The organism is Amphibacillus marinus, assembly GCF_900110345.1.
In the GTDB taxonomy this organism is placed as follows: domain Bacteria; phylum Bacillota; class Bacilli; order Bacillales; family Amphibacillaceae; genus Amphibacillus_D; species Amphibacillus_D marinus.
On the sequence record NZ_FODJ01000001.1, the window covers coordinates 135,041 to 154,055 of the forward strand.

Genomic DNA, 19,015 nt, shown 5'->3' on the forward strand with positions numbered 1-19,015 from the left:
AGCCGATCACTCTCCTTTCGGCATATACTCTTCGATCAAATCGCTCTTAATGCGCTTAAGCTCAGATTGAGGTAAGATAGAGAGTAATTCCCAGCCCAGAGCAAGCGTTTCTTGGATTGAACGGTTCGTGTAAAATCCTTGATTAATGTATTCTTCCTCGAAACGTTTGGTAAATTCAACATACAATTTATCGGTTTTTGATAGAGCCGACTCACCTAGAACAACAGCTAATTCCTTCGCTTCTTTCCCTTTTGCATAAGCAGCAAATAATTGGTTCATTGTCGGTGCATGGTCTTTCCTTGTCTTCCCTTCGCCAGTCCCTTTATCCTTTAACCGAGACAGTGAAGGTAAAACGTTAATAGGCGGCTTATAACCTGCTTTGTTTAGATCGCCAGATAAAATAATTTGTCCTTCGGTAATATAGCCTGTTAAATCAGGAATTGGGTGCGTAATATCATCCTCAGGCATCGAGAGAATTGGAATCTGTGTAACGGAACCTTTCTTGCCGACTAAACGACCAGCACGTTCATATAGCGTAGACAGGTTGGTATATAAGTAACCAGGATAACCACGGCGCCCAGGAACCTCACGACGAGCAGCCGAGATTTCACGCAAAGCTTCACAATAGTATGTCATATCGGTCATAATGACGAGAACATGCATATCCTTCTCAAATGCTAAGTACTCTGCTGTCGTTAACGCCATTTTTGGTGTAGCAATCCGTTCAATGGCTGGATCATTTGCCAAGTTAATAAACATAACCGAGCGATCAATTGCACCCGTCTTGCGAAAGTCTTCCATAAAATATTCAGCTTCATCAAAGGTAATCCCCATTGCAGCGAAAACAACGGCAAACTTTTCATCACTGTTTAACACCTTTGCTTGACGAGCAATTTGTGCAGCTAATTCTTTGTGAGGTAAGCCTGAACCAGAGAAGACGGGTAGTTTTTGCCCGCGGACAAGTGTGTTTAAGTGATCAATTGCAGAGATACCTGTTTGAATAAACTCATCAGGGTAATCACGAGCAATCGGATTAATTGCTTGACCGTTAACATCTAAGCTGTCTTCAGGTATAATTTCTGGACCACCATCCATCGGTTGTCCCATACCATTGAACACACGTCCAACCATATCTTCGGAAACATCAATTGACAAAGGCTTACCGCGAAAGCGAACCTTCGTATCCTTAATATTAATGCCACTTGGCCCTTCAAAAATCTGAACCATTGCTTTATCACCGTTAACTTCCAAAACTTGACCGTGTCTAATCTCGCCAGTTTGCATTTGGACTTCAACTAACTCATCAAATTTCACACCCTCGACTTGCTCGACTGCCATTAAAGGGCCAACGACTTCGCTAACTGTTTTATATTCCTTAAGCATTTTTCGTCATCCCCCCTTCAGCAACAATCTCATGAATCCTAGCTTTAATTTCTTGCTTAATTGCTTTAATATCTGCCAAATTATCTTCAGAAATAAACTTGGCTCGGGCAATCTTATCGCGTAAAGCTTCTGTACCATCAATAATTTCCTTAAAGTAAGCACCTAGACGCATGGCTTCACGCCCCTCTGCTTCATAGGAAAGGATTAGATCTAGAATAATGTATTGCTTTTCTCGTGATGTATAGGTATCTACTTCATCAAAAGCATTTTGTTGTAGGTAATCCTCTCTTAATGATTGCGCAATAACCATTGTTAATCTGTCTTTCTCTGACAGTGACTCAATCCCAACGAGACGAACAATTTCTTGAAGCTCGGCTTCTTCTTGCAGAATAGTCATCGAACGCTGCACCATCCCTGACCAATCTTCTTTGAGTTCATCATTCATAAAAGTACCGACTTCAGAAAGATAGAGAGAATATGAAGTCAGCCAGTTAACAGACGGGAAATGACGTCTTTGCGCTAATGATGAGTCAAGCGCCCAGTAAACTTTAACCACACGTAACGTGTTTTGTGTAACTGGTTCTGAAGTATCCCCACCTGGTGGCGATACAGCACCGATCGCTGTAATACTTCCCTCTCGATCATCAGAACCTAAAGTAATGGTTCGACCAGCACGTTCATAGTATTCCGCAATTCGGCTACCTAAATAGGCAGGATAGCCCTCATCACCTGGCATTTCTTCTAAACGACCTGACATTTCCCGAAGTGCTTCTGCCCATCGTGAAGTTGAATCAGCCATAATAGCAACGTTATAGCCCATATCACGAAAGTACTCGGCAATGGTAATACCAGTATAAATAGAAGCCTCACGAGCTGCTACTGGCATATTAGATGTATTCGCAATTAAAATCGTTCTCTCCATCAGTGACTCACCCGTATTTGGATCGATCAATTCTGGAAATTCATTTAGTACATCAGTCATTTCGTTACCACGCTCACCACAGCCTACATAAACCACGAGGTCAACATCACTAAATTTTGCTATTTGGTGCTGCACGACTGTTTTTCCAGCACCGAAAGGACCAGGAACCGCTGCTGCTCCACCTTTAGTGATTGGAAAGAACGTATCAATAACACGTTGACCGGTTAGCATCGGCTTATCCGGGTTTAGTTTCTTTTTAAAAGGACGACCACGACGAACCGGCCATCTTTGTAAAAGAGTTAATTCCTTGAGTCCGTTATCTGTTTCAATCGTAAACGCGATATCATCAAGTGCATAAGCACCATCTGTAATGGTTTTTAATGTGCCCTTAACGCCGTGAGGAACCATTACACGGTGTTCAATAACTTTAGTTTCTTGAACGGTCCCGACAATATCCCCTGTTTCAACATAGTCCCCTGGAGCCTTTGTAGCAGTAAAATCCCACTTTCTTTCACGATCTAAGGCTGTAATATTCACACCTCTAACAAGATAGTTGCTCTCTGTCTTTGCCTTAAATGTATCAAGTGGACGCTGGATACCGTCGAACATTTGTGAAACGATCCCAGGTCCAAGTTCAACAGACAAGGCTTCCCCTGTTGTCTCAACAGGCTCACCAGGTCCCATACCAGACGTTTCTTCATATACTTGAATTGAAGCAACATCATTACGCATTTCAATTATCTCGCCAACCAACCTCATATCTCCTACATAACAGAGATCCTGAATATTAGCGTGCTCCATCCCCGCTGCCATTACTAAAGGACCGGAAACTTTAACTATTTTTCCTTTTTTCAAATAAGTCCCCTCCTAAAATTATAAGATGTTTTGGCCAACTGCTTTTTCAACATTTTCTTGTATTCTTCCCTTGCCAATATTAAGCGAACCTTTGTGGTTAGGGATTAGAATAATTGCAGGTTGAACCTCAGCATCATAACGTTTAATTGTATCTGGTATTTCCTTTGCCATTGCTTCGGTTAAATAAATCACACCATAATTACGTTCTGCTAATGAATCAATTGTTTCACGAGCAATTTGTGAATTTGCTGCAGCAAACACATTGAAGCCAAGAATTTTGAAAGGAAGCACCGAATCTTTGTCACCTACCACAGCAATTTTATGAGCCATAAATTGGTCGCATCCTTTCTCTCAACGTATCTTCATTAATTTGATTGTCTTTGCCAACCAGTATTAACCGAATATTTGTTATTTCCTTTTCAATTGCAAACATAAAAGCCATGACCGGCATCGGGCCAAATGGCTGGTATTTGCCTTCTTCCATTAACTCGTGCACAATCTCATCAATAACTTTATCCAACAGCATGGGATTAATCGTATCTTTTGAATCTGAAAGTACTGCTTGTAACTTATCTGCATATGGCTTTTCTAAATAAAGCTCATTTAATATCGAGACAGCACCCTGATCTGCTAAATTAATAATAGCTTGTTTGGGAATTGAACCAGAGCTTGACAAAACCGTATGCAAAAAAGATCGAGATTTATTTTGATTTATGCTTCTTACTACTGTTGAAAGATTATCTAAATCAATTAAGACATCAGCAACCCGTGTAATCGTCTCATTCTTGAGGCGATCAGTAATAGCACGCATATGCTTATAGTAATACGTATCCATAAACACATCAGCTGCTTCCACTCTTCCATAAGTCTCAAAATCAGCAATAGCTTCATTAACAGCTTCAATCATAATTGGATTAAGCTCTGCCGATTGTTGAGTGTTAACTAAATTCTTAATCGTTGTAACGGGATACTTCCCAATTGGGATTAATAAATGCTCTAACGATAAATCGGTAAAACGCTGTTTAAGTAGTACCTTAGCATTATGATATGAGTAGCGTAATGAGAAAATTTGCACCACTTCAGAATTAGGCGTAACCTCATACAATTCTTCATAAATCATTCTCAGTCGATATAATAAGAAGGAGTCAAAATCCTTATTAAGTAAAATTTCTTGATCATCAAAATGATAGTCCGTGCTTTTTAATACCTCTAATGCCTCTTGAAGACTCTCAGCCCGCAGCATTTTTTCATAGTCTTCACGTGTTAACAGCTTCGTTTCATATACACGTAATAGGGTATTTACACCCTTGTATTGAGTATCCTTCATCATTCTCCCCCCTTATTCATTATTTTTAAATGCTAAGGTTGCAAGTTGTGGAGAAAATTCTTTTTTAAGCTCTTTTACGAGCACATCAAAGCAGAAATTATAATCGATGCCAGCTTGCTGGACAATAAAACCAGCTTTATGCTTTATTAAATTTTCAGAAAGTGTTACTGAAGGATATTGCATTAAGATTTTTTTCACTTGATCATGTTGAAACAGCTGATCTGAAAGCTCTCCCGGAACAATTAGCCAACTAGAATGTTGGTCTAATTGTGATAAGACACCTTTTAAGAAATATGAAAATTTTTCATAATCCCATGCAGCCAACTGTTTCGTTGCTTCATCAAAAACAGTGTTAAGCATGCTTTGCTTTTTAGCCAGAATAGCATTTCTTTGGCGATTAGCTAAAGTCTGGGCTTCCCGCTCGTACTCTCCTGCTACTTGGCTGGCAATAACAGACTGACGTTCTTGCTTGCTCTCGACAAGTTTTTGCTCATGTTCATCAAGTTTACGACGCATCTCGTCTTCGTTCACATTTAGCTTTTTATTACCTTCTTCTTTTATTTTTTCTAAAATCTGAACAGATAATTTTTGCAAATCTTGCATATTCCTCATCCTCTCACTATTATTGACTAGGCTAAAATAAGTAAGAAGGAAATAACAAACCCTAAGATAGCATAAGTTTCAACCATTGCCGTAAAGATAATACCTTTAGAATTCTCCTCTTCTCGCTTCGCTAAAATTTGGATTGATGCAGCAGAAACGCGACCTTGAACAATTGCAGAAGTTAATCCAGTAAATGCAATTGGAAGTGCAGCCATTAACATGTAAATTCCGTCGGCAAGTGCCATATCAGGCGTCATGTTTAAATAGATTAAGAATCCAATAACAAATCCATATAAACCTTGCGTTCCAGATAATAGTTGTAGAATCAGTGCTTTACCAAACTTTTCAGGTTGTTCTTTAATAAGGGCAGTTGCAGCTTCACCAGTCATTGCTACCCCTTTTGCTGAACCAATACATGATAGTACAACCGCTATACCAATACCTAGTGCTGAAAAAATGAAACCACCGTTATTTTCCATAAAAAATTGTAACCAAGTTTGCATTATAAAATTCCTCCGTCTCTTTATAGTTCCTTTTGTTTTTTAAGTTGAATATATTTTTCCAATGTCCTTAGTGGATTTAGCGCTTTACCGCCACCTTCATAGAATTTACCAAAGAATTCTACAAATATTAACCGGGCTCCATGAACATATGAACCTAGAAAAGCTAACCCTAAGTTTACTGCATGTAATGCAACAAACAAAATGGTGCCAATGGTAAATCTACCCCATGTAGGGAAGAAGCCAATAATCATATTGAAGGCTAACGCAATACTACCACTTGAAACACCTAACGCCATTAGACGTGTGTAGCTTACAATATCACCAATATAGCCAGTGATACCATATAAATTGTAAAAGCCAACACCTAGGCCAACACCCTTATTCTCGGCTCCCAACATTGAGGCTAATAAAATACTCACTGCACTCAGAATCGCAATAATGGCACCAATTGTACTTATAATTTCATTTGTTAGGATCATATTACCAAGTAGTAAGATAATGATTCCGACAAAAATGCCAATCCAACCTAGCCCGTCTGCAACTGCACCATACTTATCGCTTTGCTTAAGCTTAAGGAAGGTATTAATACTTAAACCAAAGAATACCTGAATCACTCCTAAAACGACCGATAAAATTAAAATGGTAATAACATCATTAGTCGTTGACAATAAAACAAATGGTAATTCGGCCCCGAAAAACGAACCATAGATAAGTCCCCAAATCATTGTTGGATAGGATAAGAGGTGAAAGAACTTCATATTCCTTCTCATATCTTTTTCAAAATTAAATGCTTTAATTGCAATGAAAGTAGCAAGCCATAGTAATAGTCCGTATCCTAAATCAGCGGCCATCATGCCAAAGAAGACGAGATAAAATGGAGCTAAAAATGGGGTAGGATCAATTTCATTATATTTCGGAAGGCTATACATGGCTGTGATTCCTTCAAAGGGAGCAATAAGATCATTATTTTTTAAAACTATTGGAACATTATCCAGATCACTCTCGGCAATGTCTTCTACAACTAAGGCATAATCCGTCTCAGGTAAAAGCTGTTGAAAATTGTTCCTAAATGATGAGATGTTGTCTTCTTCTAACCAACCCTCCATCACAAATAAATGGTTTTCATCAATAATTAGTTTCTTACTTTTCTCCCTCTGTAGCTTTGCGTATAGATATTCTTCTGTTAGTTTTAATTGCCACTCCTGATCCTTCATTTTTTTCAGTTTACTTTGAAGATCGCTTTTCTCTTTTTTTAACTTCGTGATTTGCTCTTGAATAGCCTTTAATCTGTCCTTTGGATTTACACTAAATCGCTCGGTCAAATCGACAAAATGATGACTTGCAAGCATAGATTTTAGATTAGTGTCCCGTTTATCGTAAACAATTAAAATACCATGCTCATCTGAAGTCTGATAAATTTCATTAACATATAAATCTGCACTAGACTTTAAATAATTTATATATTTATTTTGAACATGCTGAGGGACTGTCCCAATACTTCCAACAATATATTGCATTTTTTGCAAATCACCCATACTAAATTCTAAGTTACGCCACCTTGACCAAAAAACTTCTTCCTCATCCAGTTCATTTCTTGTTTCAGCTATTTGATCAAGCTTTAATTGCATGTCAAGGAGCTGTTTGGTTAAGTCCTTTGGAGAAAACTTTCTAATTTCAACTTCCAGCTCCTCTAGAGAGAGCTCTTCCTTGCTTGCTCTAAGTTTATTTACTAAAGATTCTTTTGGTAAATAAGATTCTAGAAAGGACAATGCCGACTGAACTTGATTGATAGTTGTTCCAAGCTTTTTAATATGGTGATCAAGATTATCAACATCATTTACAGAAAAGTCATAATTGTCAATATTTATCGTTTGCAAATCAACAACTTCGAAGTTCTGCAGTGCTTGAACAGATTGCAGCAATTGATCCTTTAATTCATGAAAGGAGATGAGCGTTAGTTTTTTCATTTTAGCTATTGCCATATTTCCTCATGACCTCCTCAATAACCGCATTAACCAACTGATCCTTGTTTCGTTCAAAATTTGCTTCAAGTTGGTTGATTGCTTTCTCTTGCTCTTGCTGATATGTTGCCTTTAATTCTTGTAGCTTTGCATCTTTTTTCTCTTGTTCACGTTCTTTAAAAGCACGTATTTCTGTTTCTGCCTCTTCAGTTAACTGGTTTATTCTTTCCTGAGTATCATTTTGCATGTCTTTCAATTTTTCTTGATAGTCACGTTCAAGCTGAGTAGCTTGATGTTCTATTTTTTTTACTTCATCAATGGTTTCTAAGCCCATCTTTCGTTTGCACCCCCTATCATTCAGCAAGCAATATGTAACGTAAAAAAGCTTCAAGTAAGAACATTATAACGTTTTTAAACACCGTGTTCAAATGTTTTAAATTATGTGAATTAACTGAGTTTCTTTTGATACCAAGCTATTTAATAGGTAAGAACGAGGTAAAGCTTATTTAAAAAAATGTAATTATCCTTATACGCATAAGGGTAATTGGTCACTAATTTTTATCATTTATTAAAATTGTTTTACCATTTTCTTGAACAATTAAACGTTCCTTATATAATTTACCGATCGCTCTTTTAAAGGCAGCTTTACTCATGTTAAAATGAATGGCAATTTCCTCAGGGTCTGATTTATTATCTAATGCCACTATGCCATTGTGCTTTTGTAAATATTGCAAAATTATGTAAGCATCTTCGGCTTGTGCATCTTGCTTTCTTGACAATAATGAAAGATTTAAGCTGCCATCGTGCTTAACTTTAATGACACGACCGTCAATCCACTCACCCAAGCGCAAATCTTTTTTTCTTTCACTGCTATGAATAAAACCACGGTAGCCCTGATCCGTGATGACAACAGCACCTTCTTTACCCGAACGAAAAACCCGCCCAGAGATGTCTTGATTAAATAGTGTTTCTGGGGCTTGATCCCAATTCCCTTCAAAGTCTTCTTCTCGAATTGGGTCGGCTAATAATCGCCCTTTTTTATCTTGTTTTAAGGTGACATAAAGTTGATCGCCAGGTTGTGGCCATACCGCTGAGATAACGGGTAAATCATCAGCTGATACGAGGATATGCTTGCTCGTCCCAATATTAACAAAAACCCCTAATGGTGCATTTACTTCCGTAACCTCAGCCCAGTCGAAAACATCATAGTTAATCCGTGGAAGGTTCATAGTTGCAATAAGTTGCTTGTTTTTATTATGATATAAAAAAACATTAACTTTATCGTTCTCATTTAATGTCTCTGTTGTTTCGTTTTGATGTAGCAGAATTTCAGTAGTTGTTGACGTTTCTTCTGTCAACACGTAGCCAGTTTCAATCACTCTTTTGACAATTAATTGTACTGTCTCACCAGGTCGTATTGCTGTCATATTTTTGATTCTCCTTAATTATTAATAAAAAATAAGCCCTGTTATATAACAAGAGAAAGAAGGAATAAATTGAATATCTTTGTCGATGCAGATGCTTGTCCAGTAACAAATGAAATTATTAAGATTGCCTCAGAACGCAACTTGACTATTCATTTAATAAAAAGCTATGCCCATTTTTCCCACCATCAATATGGACCATCGGTTAAAGAAATTTATGTTGATGCTAGTAATGAGGCAGCAGACTACAGACTTATGTCATTAGCTAAATCTGGGGATTTCGTCGTTACACAGGATTATGGCTTAGCTTCTCTAGCCCTTGAACAGGGCTGTCATGTTATTCACCCTAAAGGTTTTATTTACAAGAAAGATAACATTGATCATTTGTTACTGTCACGTTATCAAAGTGCCCAAATTAGAAAGCAGGGCGGACGAACAAAGGGGCCGAAACCTTTTTCTAAGAGCGATCGCGATCATTTTATAAAAAACTTTATTATGCTACTTTCTAAAACTTAATCTAACTTGTTCTCGGTTTGTCCCTCAACGATTACTGCTAAACCGCTTATATCCCACCTTAGCGCGGTTTCATCAGGAATATCATAAGTTTTATTTTCTCTTAGTAATTCATTTTTATACTGTGTTTGCACAAGCATTTTTACCAGCATAATGATGCTCCTCTCAATTAAAAAAGGGGAGAATTGTTTGGTAAACGACTCTCACCCTTTCCCATCCTCTATCTACGGTAGAACTTAAATTAATAGCTGAAATAGATCCTGGTCCTTGTTAATCTCAATATAAGAGAATCCTTTTTCCGCCATTCGATTAATTAACGGCAGGTAATCTTCTTTATTCTGTAGCTCTACCCCCACTAACACTGGCCCTCGATCTCTGTTATTCTTCTTGGTATATTCAAATCTGGTAATATCATCATTTTCACCGAGAACGCTCGTTAAAAATTCGCGCAATGCACCTGCCCGTTGCGGAAAACTGACAATAAAGTAATGTTTATAGCCTTCATAAATAAGAGATCGTTCTTTAATGTCCTGCATACGATCTATATCATTATTGCCACCACTGACGACTACGACAACATTTTTCCCTTTAATTTCTTCTCGATAATCATCTAATGCGGATACTGGCATTGCACCAGCAGGTTCAGCAACAATTGCATTTTCACTATAGAGACTAAGCATTGTTGAGCAAACCTTGCCCTCCGGAATGGTTGCAAAGCCATCAACAATTTTTTGAGCAATGCTGAAGGTTAAGTCGCCTATTCTTTTCACACTTGCACCGTCAACAAATTTATCAACATAATCAAGCTTAACTACTTTATTGGCTTGAAAAGATGCTTGCATAGAAGCAGCCCCTGCTGGTTCAACACCAATAATTTTTGTGTCTGGGCTAATGTTTTTTATGTATGAGCCTACGCCTGAAATTAGCCCACCACCGCCAACTGACATAAAAACGTGAGAAATAGGTTCATCCATCGCTTCTAATATTTCTAAACCAACTGTGCCTTGTCCAACAATCGTTCGGTAATCGTCAAAGGGATGGATAAATACCATATCATGTTCTAGACAATACTGTTTGGATTCATCAGAGGCATCGTCAAACGTATCGCCAGTTAAAATAATATCGACATATTCACCACCAAAAAAGGCAACTCGGTTTACTTTTTGTCGCGGTGTGGTCGTTGGCATAAATACCTTACCCTTTACCTTTAAAGCATTGCAAGAGAAGGCAACGCCTTGAGCGTGATTACCAGCACTAGCACATACGACACCCTTCTGCAGTTCTGCGGTTGATAAGCCTTGCATGAAATGGTATGCTCCTCTGATCTTAAATGAGCGAACTACCTGTAAGTCCTCTCGCTTTAGGAAAACATTACACTCATATTTTTCAGATAAAATTGGGTCCTTTTGCAGTGGTGTTTTTGTAATGACATCTTTTATCCGTTGATGTGCGATTACAATATCCTTAACATCAATAGATTGTAATTGCGTGCCCATAATTGATAGATCCCTTCTTTATAAAAAATTCGCCATATCTTCTCAAATGCCGTGAGTTGCTATCGTCTAACTGTGAAAAGGCAACTACAAGAGTTGCCAAAAAGTTACGAAAGAGCTTCGGTAAGCTGTGGGACAATTTGTTTTTTTCTTGAAACAACTCCTGCTAACTCGGTAAGGCCATTTTCAAAAGTAACATTAAAAGCTTGCTTAATGGAGTCGATTCGATCACCAAGTGCAATAATGGTTGAATTATTTGTTAAAATATCGGTAATAACAAAGACAAACAAATCAAGTTGTCGACGCTCTATTTTTTCGGCAATTGCCACTTTTAGCTCTTCTTGTAATACAAGTAGTTCAGTAGGATCAACTGTGTTTACTTGAGCAATTTCCACGGTGCTTGAGCCCATCTCGAACGCCTTAGCATCAAGCGTCAGTAATTCTTCAATCGTTTTACCTGAAAGCTCTGCTCCAGCTTTAAGCATTGCTAACCCATATGTGTCAGCATCTACCTCTGCAATAGTAGCGAGTTCCTTTGCCGCACTAATATCTTCATCGGTGCATGTTGGAGACTTAAAGAGTAGCGAGTCAGAAATAATGGCAGAAAGCATTAATCCCGCGATTGTTTTGGTTATTTCAATGTTCTTTTCTTTAAAAATTTTATTTAATATTGTAGCCGTACACCCAACTGGCTCTGCTCGATAATAAAGCGGGTCAGTTGTTTCGAAATTGGCAATGCGGTGATGATCAATAACCTCAATAACCTTAACCTCATCAATATCCGAAACACTTTGTTGCTTTTCGTTATGATCAACTAAAATAACTTGATCAGTTTCACCAGCAATAGCATTAATAACTCTTGGCTTCTTGACACCGAAGTAGTCCAACGCGTATGCCGTTTCTTCATTTGGCTCACCTAAGCTTACCGCCTCAGCCTCTTCGCCTAACTGTGTTTTCAAGTACGCATAGGCTAATGCAGATGTGATGGTGTCTGTATCCGGATTTTTATGTCCAAAAATTAATGTCTTACTCACAAAATCGCTCCTTCTCATAGATTAATGTAACGCACTTCTTCTTTTTATATTGTAACGTAAATAAAATGATCTTTCATTAAAAAAATGTTGTGTATTATTAGAAAAGAGGGAACGGCAAGGTTAGCAGCAATTATTCTTTGGCTTGACCATTACCTAAAATTAAGTACTTACTTGAAGTAAGTGCTGTTAAGCCCATTGGACCTCGCGCATGTAATTTCTGTGTACTAATGCCAATCTCAGCACCAAATCCGAACTCAAATCCGTCAGTAAAACGGGTTGATGCATTGTGGTAGACGCAGGCCGCATCAACCTCACGCATAAACAGGTCCACACTAACTGGATTTTCAGAGATAATTGCTTCAGAATGACTTGTACCATACAGATTGATATGATCAATTGCCTGTTGCGTTGAGGTGACTGTCTTAAGGGCAAGCTTGTAGTCCAAGTACTCTGTTTGCCAATCTTCTTCAGTAGCTGGAATCACAGCAGTTGAAGCTGCTGTCGCCGCTTGATCCCCGTGAATTTCGACCTGATGCGCGAGTAATTTATTAATTAGGGTAAGGCCGTGTTGGTCAAACCAATCCTCGTGTACTAACACAGTTTCAATTGCATTACAAACGGATGGTCGCTGCGTCTTGGCATTAATAATGAGCTTTAGTGCCATTTCTACATCTGCATCATGATCAAGATAAATATGACAATTTCCTGCCCCTGTTTCAAGCACAGGAACAGAAGCCTTCGCAATCACGTTGTCAATGAGCTGTTTGCTGCCTCTCGGTATTAGAACATCGAGATAATGATTTAATTTAAACATGTCCTCGGCTGTCTGTCTACGCGTATCTTCAACCAATTGAATGCTATCAACGGGAATATTAGAATCGGTAAGCGCTGTTTGCATTAATTTTACTATTGCTTTATTGGAATGAATTGAGGATGAACTCCCTCTTAGGACGACAGTATTACCTGTTTTCAAACAGAGACTAGCGGCATCGACAGTAACATTTGGTCGTGCTTCATAGATCATGCCCACTACACCAATTGGCACAGCTACCTGCTTAATTGTTAAGCCGTTTGGTCTTTGCCAACTTGTTAACGTCTCACCAATTGGATCAGCTAATGTTGCTAGATTTACTAACGCAGTGCTAATGTCTACAATACGTTGCTTTGTTAAGGCTAGTCGATCAATGATTGCTTGAGCAACCCCCGCTTGCTTAGCATTGTTAATGTCTTTTTGATTTTCATTAATAATTAGCTCCTGCTGATCAAGTAGTAACTGTGCTATCCGTCGTAACGCATCATTTTTTTCAATTGTGGTTGCACGGGCTAGTTGTACCGCAGCCTGCTTTGCTTTCTTGCCAATTAGCTCCAACTCTTTCATAGTCAAACCCCCTGTGTGGTTAAAATTAGTTTGTTACGATGAATAGCTTCTGCCTTAGTTCCTTTAATTAGTTTGCTAGCCTCATGACTATTCAAGCCGCGAATTTGCTGAAGTTGCCCATTAGAATAGTTAATTTGTCCTTTTGCTAGTAATTGATGATGATAATAGATCTCAACAACATCATCTTTATTAAACTCTCCTTCAAGCGCAACTATCCCAATCGGCAGCAGGCTTTTGCCTTCTAATTCAATTGCTTGCTTGGCTCCATCATCAATAAAGACACGACCACTAACTTGTGAATGAAAAGCGATCCACTGCTTCTGTTTTCGAACGTGGACGGCCTCTTCACTGCCAATATAGGAACCCGTTCCATTACCCTTGATAACTAACCTTAATGCTTCTTGCTGTTCTGCTAAGCCAATAAAGCAGCGTACGCCTAAGCTTGTTGCTTTTTGAGCAGCTAGTAGTTTAGACTTCATTCCACCAGTTCCTACTTTAGAACCTGACTCGGCACTCATTTGATTAATTAAAGCATCCGATATATGCGGTAAATAATCGATCTTAGCCGACATAGGATGGGTGCGCGGGTTTTCTCGATAAATGCCATCAATATCTGTAAGTATAATCAATAGGTCAGCATTAACCAAGCCACTTACTAGTGCAGACAGCATGTCATTATCACCAAAGGTAAGCTCATCTGTAGCTACTGAGTCATTTTCATTAATAATCGGAATGACACGTCTCTTTAATAACTCACGAATGGTTTGATACACATTTGAGAATTGAATTTCATTTCTGAAAACATCTCTTGTTAAAAGAAGTTGAGCACTAACATAGCCCAGCTTCTTAAAAAAGTCATTATAGGCTTTAATTAATAGCCCCTGCCCCACTGCCGCGGCCGCTTGTTTACCAGAAACGGTTACAGGGCGACTTGAGTAACCTAAGTCACGAAAACCTGCTGAGACAGCACCAGATGAGATGAGCACAACCTCAATACCTTGATCCATTAAGGAGGAGACAGCTTCACTATATTGCTGTAGTTTCTTTAAACTCAGTGTACCGTCTTTGTTTGTAAGTGAGCTACTGCCAATCTTGATAACAACACGCTTCGTTTCCATGACAACATCTCCTTTGTTAATTATCAGTGTTTATTCGCACAGTAACCGTAGTGGTTTTACCAGATGTTGTTAATTAATTTCAGATTAACTGACTGCATGATTCTCACGAGTTAAAGATTCACTTTATTGACGTTGGTTTCTCTTAATTAAAACAATCAAAAAAAAACAGCCTTTCGATCACTACATAAATATGTAATGGACGAAAAACAGCTTTCCGCGGTACCACCATCATTGATAGATCTACATCTATCCTCTTGCCAAGTTGATAACGCTCAATTTAAGCGGTTAATTATGGTAATTAACAATTCAAAGGGTAGGATTCAATAATGAGTGGTATGATAAGACGTTTCAGCCAATGCGTCTTAATCTCTTTCATTCATCAATTATTTACTTGGTCCCTATCATCATTTTTTAAGATATTAATTTACTACATTATCCTTAAGCTTAACAACATTGTCAATAGTTTTTTCAGAAAAGTCTGTTCATTTTCCACCTAGCTTAGCCGCGCAACGAAAGATTATATAACCAAGAAGACCACCAAGCGTATTAAAGAAAAGATCATCCACTGTCCCCATTCTCGTCAACGTAAATAGTGCTTGCGTCATTTCAATGGTCAGTGAAAACATAAATGAGGCAAAAACTAAGAAAACAACATGACGAAGCTTGGTAAAGATAACAGGTGCTAACATCCCAAAAGGAACAAATAAAAGAACATTTCCAATTGAATAAAGCAATTGGAGATGAATATGACCTGGTGCCATATGGAGCAAGCGATAAAATAATTGTGTGTCAAAACTAAACGGTCTGTCCCCAATAAATGGGATTTGAAAAGTGAATGGCTCAAACGTTAGGTAGGCTACTGTTAAAAAATAAAAGGCAAACATTTGGACAACAATTTCCCCAAGGAACTGAGGTCGTCGCTTCCTTTTACGTAGAAAACGTGTGCGGCCGATTAGCCAAACTGGAAAAGTAATAATAAAAAAAATAACTAGCTTTGTTTCTAACATGCTACGGTTTCCCCCATCTAGCATACCTTACAATTCAAGGTAAAAATATCAAATGTAGCAAAAGAAAGTACTGCTTGTCTATTAAGAAAATAATAGATTGCTATGACTAACGACGTAGCGTAGTGATAAAGAATTAATCGATTCTCACCAATTCACGTTCTTACCGTGAAACCATGTCTTTTAAGGAGAATATCAGTTAATATGTACCTGACTTGCTCACAGTCCGCCCTTCGAAATCTGTACTTTGGTAGGTCGTATTTTAGTCATAATTTAGCTGTTTGACTGCTGTGACCAATCAGTTAGCGATAAAGAAAATCCCAGTAATTAACGATTCACTTTATCGCACTTACTTTTTATTGTTGTCCTTTGGCCACTTATAGGCTTACTCACTTTTTATACCTATGTTAAGGAAACGGTCCAATTAAATGCATCTTCAAGTTTACCATATTGAATACCAGTTAACGTGTCGTACAGTTTTTTAGCAAGTGGGCCAGTTTGATTATTATTAAGTACCAGTGCATGACTTTGATAGTGAAGCTCACCAATTGGTGAAATAACCGCAGCTGTTCCAGAACCAAACGCCTCTTCCAGTGTTCCTTGTTGGTAAGCTGCCTGTAAATCGGTAAGTGAAAGCTTCGTCTCCCTAACCGGTACTCCCCACTGTTTGAGTAATTCAATCACAGACATGCGGGTAATACCTGGTAATATGCTGCCACTTAAGGCCGGCGTAACTACCTCACCATTAATTTTGAAGAAGACATTCATACTCCCGACCTCTTCAATGTATTTCTGCTCGTATCCATCTAACCAGAGTACTTGGGCAAATCCGTGATTCGTAACTTTTTCTTGAGCGATTAGACTTCCGGCATAATTTCCGGCGGTCTTCGCTTCTCCTGTGCCACCTTTAATTGCACGGATATATTGATTTTCAACAGCTATCTTGACAGGGTTGATCCCTTCACTATAATATGCCCCCACTGGTGATAAAATGATTATGAACTGGTACTGCTTCGCTGGCGCTACGCCTAGGTAAGGCTCAGTTGCGACAATAAATGGGCGGATATAAAGAGAAGTACCTTCAATTGTCGGGACCCATTCCTTGTCAACAGCCACTAATTGTTTAATCGCAGTTAAGGCAAGCTCAGGATCAATTTCTGGGATACACATCCGAGCACTTGAACGATTTAGGCGTTTAATATTTTCTTCCGGTCGGAATAGCTGTATCTCGTTGCTGTCAGTATAATAAGCCTTTAGGCCCTCAAACACTGTTTGTCCATAGTGAAAGATCATTGCTGCTGGATCGAGTGTTAGTGCTTGATATGGGACAATTCGCGGATCGAACCAACCCTTTTCAATGTGATAGTCCATAATAAACATATGATCGGTGAAATGGCGTCCAAACCCTAACTGATCATTTGCAGGCTTGGGTTTTTTGGTCATTACTTTTGTTACTGATATTTTATGTGCTTCCATTTGAACTCCCCCTCTAAAGCTATATTTTTTAATATATCTATTGTAGTATGTAATCCAATAAAAAAACACCATTATTTTAATAACTCAACTTTCGCAGTTAAAAAAGGTGAACAACTCCAATGTCATCGCATAATAGCTAGAATTAAGTATAGAACTTGACTATTGTCTCTAAATAAACGATCCTAATTCATTTTACGCTCAAGGCGTCAATGGATTCGCTTTTACCACGGGCACAAAAGCAACATACGTTTTAGCTCCTTAAGTCGCAAAAACGGTGTAGCTCTAACCAGGGCATCGCCTCGTGCCTGCAGAAAGCGAAGCTCCCTCACTTCCCAACGCGGAGTCGTTCTTCTGTCACAAAACTTACATGCAATTAAACGTCTATCTAAGTATGTAACTGGCTATTTAGACGCTCAGAGCAATGGGTAGACTGTAATTTTACGCTGCGAAAGTTGAGTTAATAAGAATAGACAGAGCTGATTAAGTTTGATTAACCAAATCAGCTCTGATGAGATGGATTCTAGACTGCTTGAACAGTTGGTAGCGTTGTTTTCCCCATTAAATAATGATCAACCGCACAGGCAACCTCACGCCCCTCATTAATGGCCCAAACGATCAAGCTTTGCCCGCGTCTTGCGTCACCAGCGGCAAATACACCCTCTACATTTGTTTTGAAATCGCCATATTGCGCAGCAATTCGTTTACCTTCTTGCTTAACGCCAAATGCCTCTAATAGAGGTTGCTCAGGACCTTCGAACCCAATGGCAATAATAACTAATTGCGCGGGCCAGACATCTTCTGAATTAGGTACTTCTTGATAAACAAATTGGCCATTCTGATCACGTGTTTTTGCCATTTTTACTGTATATAGCGCCTGCAGGCCATCTTTTCCATCTGTAATAAATGCCTTTGTTTGGATCGCATGTTCTCTAATGTCTTTACCATATTTCTCTTTAGCCTCTTTATGGGCGTATTCTAAAGAAAAAACCTTTGGATAAGCAGGCCATTGATTATCATCAGCCCGTTTTATAGGTAGCTGTGGGTTAATTGCGAATTGATTAACACTCTTAGCCCCTTGTCGTAAAGCAGTAGCGACACAATCAGCACCGGTATCACCACCACCGATAACGATAACATCTTTATCTTTTGCTGTTAATGAACTGTTTGGATTGTTAGTTAATAACGATTTCGTTGCTTGCGTTAAATAATCCATTGCCAGATGAACACCTTGATATTCTCGGCCAGGGATTGGTAAATCTCTGGCCTTTTGTGATCCTGTACACAGAATGACAGAATCAAATGCTGCTCTGATCTCCTCAGCTGAAATGTCGCTGCCCACCTCAGTATTTAGTATGAAGGTAACACCCTCTTTTTCCAGCAGCTTGATTCGGCGCGTGACCACATCTTTATCAAGTTTCATGTTCGGAATGCCATACATTAATAGGCCGCCGGCACGGTCAGAACGTTCGTAGACGGTAACGTGATGACCTGCCTGATTAAGTTGGTCAGCCGCGGCAAGACCGGCCGGACCTGAACCAATAATTGCTACTGTCTTCTTAGTGCGAGTTTGTGGAATTTTCGGCGTAATCCAGCCCATCTCAAAGCCTTTATCAATAATTGCCCGTTCAATGTTCTTTATTGCTACCGCAGGGTCAGCAATTGCTACTGTACATGACCCTTCACATGGCGCCGGACAAACACGACCAGTAAACTCTGGGAAATTATTGGTTTTCATTAATCGCGCTAAGGCTTCCTTCCATTTACCTTTGTAAACAAGATCATTCCATTCAGGAATTAAATTATGGATTGGACAACCTGAAGTAGCGCCCTCTATTTCCATTCCAATATGACAGAATGGTGTTGCACAATCCATACAACGCGCTCCTTGTCGTTGCATCATTTCATCTGAGAAAGGAGCAGAATATTCTTTCCAATCTTTAATCCGGTCAGTCGGATCGCGTTCGATTGCCTGCTCCCGTTTAATTTCCATAAATCCAGTCGCTTTCCCCATATTCCTGTCT

At 38.9% G+C, this 19,015-nt stretch carries 18 protein-coding genes and 1 other annotated feature; of the genes, 1 reads left to right on the forward strand and 17 read right to left on the reverse strand.

What is annotated here, in order from left to right; genetic code table 11:
• Positions 1 to 6 precede the first annotated feature (6 nt).
• From BM000_RS00750 to BM000_RS00790, 9 genes are all read right to left on the reverse strand, one after another.
• Positions 7 to 1,383, reverse strand: a complete 1,377-nt coding sequence (locus tag BM000_RS00750; protein ID WP_091493641.1) for a V-type ATP synthase subunit B — start codon at positions 1,381 to 1,383, stop codon at positions 7 to 9.
• Entirely contained in the window at positions 1,376 to 3,160 is a 1,785-nt protein-coding gene (locus BM000_RS00755) for a V-type ATP synthase subunit A (protein ID WP_091493644.1), read from the reverse strand. The genes BM000_RS00750 and BM000_RS00755 overlap by 8 nt, the downstream gene beginning before the upstream one ends.
• Positions 3,161 to 3,178: 18 nt before the next feature.
• Complete coding sequence (locus BM000_RS00760; RefSeq protein ID WP_091493647.1) at positions 3,179 to 3,490, reverse strand: V-type ATP synthase subunit F; 312 nt, start codon at positions 3,488 to 3,490, stop codon at positions 3,179 to 3,181.
• A complete protein-coding gene (locus BM000_RS00765; protein ID WP_245751537.1) occupies positions 3,480 to 4,490 on the reverse strand; it encodes a V-type ATPase subunit in 1,011 nt (336 codons plus the stop codon). Before BM000_RS00765 ends, BM000_RS00760 begins: the two co-directional genes overlap by 11 nt.
• Positions 4,491 to 4,499: 9 nt before the next feature.
• Entirely contained in the window at positions 4,500 to 5,090 is a 591-nt protein-coding gene (locus BM000_RS00770; protein WP_091493652.1) for a hypothetical protein, read from the reverse strand.
• Between the two features lie 26 nt (positions 5,091 to 5,116).
• Positions 5,117 to 5,593: a V-type ATP synthase subunit K gene (locus BM000_RS00775; protein WP_177178156.1), complete on the reverse strand. Its 477-nt coding sequence runs from the start codon at positions 5,591 to 5,593 to the stop codon at positions 5,117 to 5,119.
• A gap of 20 nt (positions 5,594 to 5,613) precedes the next feature.
• Positions 5,614 to 7,575, reverse strand: coding sequence for a V-type ATP synthase subunit I (locus BM000_RS00780; RefSeq protein ID WP_091493657.1), 1,962 nt, complete (start codon positions 7,573 to 7,575; stop codon positions 5,614 to 5,616).
• Positions 7,562 to 7,888, reverse strand: a complete 327-nt coding sequence (locus tag BM000_RS00785) for an ATP synthase subunit B family protein (RefSeq protein WP_091493659.1) — start codon at positions 7,886 to 7,888, stop codon at positions 7,562 to 7,564. The genes BM000_RS00780 and BM000_RS00785 overlap by 14 nt, the downstream gene beginning before the upstream one ends.
• 217 nt (positions 7,889 to 8,105) lie before the next feature.
• Positions 8,106 to 8,981: a CvfB family protein gene (locus BM000_RS00790; RefSeq protein ID WP_091493661.1), complete on the reverse strand. Its 876-nt coding sequence runs from the start codon at positions 8,979 to 8,981 to the stop codon at positions 8,106 to 8,108.
• Positions 8,982 to 9,050: 69 nt separating this feature from the next.
• On the opposite strand from BM000_RS00790, the gene BM000_RS00795 reads away from it, so the two are divergent.
• Positions 9,051 to 9,494: a YaiI/YqxD family protein gene (locus BM000_RS00795; RefSeq protein ID WP_091493664.1), complete on the forward strand. Its 444-nt coding sequence runs from the start codon at positions 9,051 to 9,053 to the stop codon at positions 9,492 to 9,494.
• Here BM000_RS00795 and BM000_RS16705 read toward each other — a convergent pair.
• From BM000_RS16705 to BM000_RS00830, 8 genes are all read right to left on the reverse strand, one after another.
• Positions 9,491 to 9,643 (reverse strand): hypothetical protein, encoded by a 153-nt coding sequence (locus tag BM000_RS16705; RefSeq protein WP_177178157.1) that lies wholly within the window; start codon positions 9,641 to 9,643, stop codon positions 9,491 to 9,493. The two genes, BM000_RS00795 and BM000_RS16705, sit on opposite strands and share 4 nt — an antisense overlap.
• 84 nt (positions 9,644 to 9,727) lie before the next feature.
• Positions 9,728 to 10,987: a threonine ammonia-lyase IlvA gene (gene ilvA, locus BM000_RS00800; RefSeq protein WP_091493667.1), complete on the reverse strand. Its 1,260-nt coding sequence runs from the start codon at positions 10,985 to 10,987 to the stop codon at positions 9,728 to 9,730.
• 104 nt (positions 10,988 to 11,091) lie between these two features.
• Entirely contained in the window at positions 11,092 to 12,018 is a 927-nt protein-coding gene (locus tag BM000_RS00805) for a manganese-dependent inorganic pyrophosphatase (protein WP_091493670.1), read from the reverse strand.
• 130 nt (positions 12,019 to 12,148) lie between these two features.
• Complete coding sequence (locus BM000_RS00810; protein WP_091493672.1) at positions 12,149 to 13,396, reverse strand: glutamate-5-semialdehyde dehydrogenase; 1,248 nt, start codon at positions 13,394 to 13,396, stop codon at positions 12,149 to 12,151.
• A gap of 2 nt (positions 13,397 to 13,398) precedes the next feature.
• On the reverse strand, positions 13,399 to 14,514 hold the full coding sequence (gene proB / locus BM000_RS00815) for a glutamate 5-kinase (protein WP_091493675.1): 1,116 nt from the start codon (positions 14,512 to 14,514) through the stop codon (positions 13,399 to 13,401).
• 192 nt (positions 14,515 to 14,706) lie between these two features.
• Positions 14,707 to 14,928 (reverse strand) — a binding site (T-box leader).
• Between the two features lie 68 nt (positions 14,929 to 14,996).
• Positions 14,997 to 15,521, reverse strand: a complete 525-nt coding sequence (locus BM000_RS00820; protein WP_177178158.1) for a VanZ family protein — start codon at positions 15,519 to 15,521, stop codon at positions 14,997 to 14,999.
• A gap of 399 nt (positions 15,522 to 15,920) precedes the next feature.
• Positions 15,921 to 16,994, reverse strand: coding sequence for a branched-chain amino acid aminotransferase (locus tag BM000_RS00825; RefSeq protein WP_091493680.1), 1,074 nt, complete (start codon positions 16,992 to 16,994; stop codon positions 15,921 to 15,923).
• Positions 16,995 to 17,514: 520 nt separating this feature from the next.
• On the reverse strand, positions 17,515 to 19,005 hold the full coding sequence (locus BM000_RS00830) for a glutamate synthase subunit beta (RefSeq protein WP_091493683.1): 1,491 nt from the start codon (positions 19,003 to 19,005) through the stop codon (positions 17,515 to 17,517).
• Between the last annotated feature and the right edge of the window lie 10 nt (positions 19,006 to 19,015).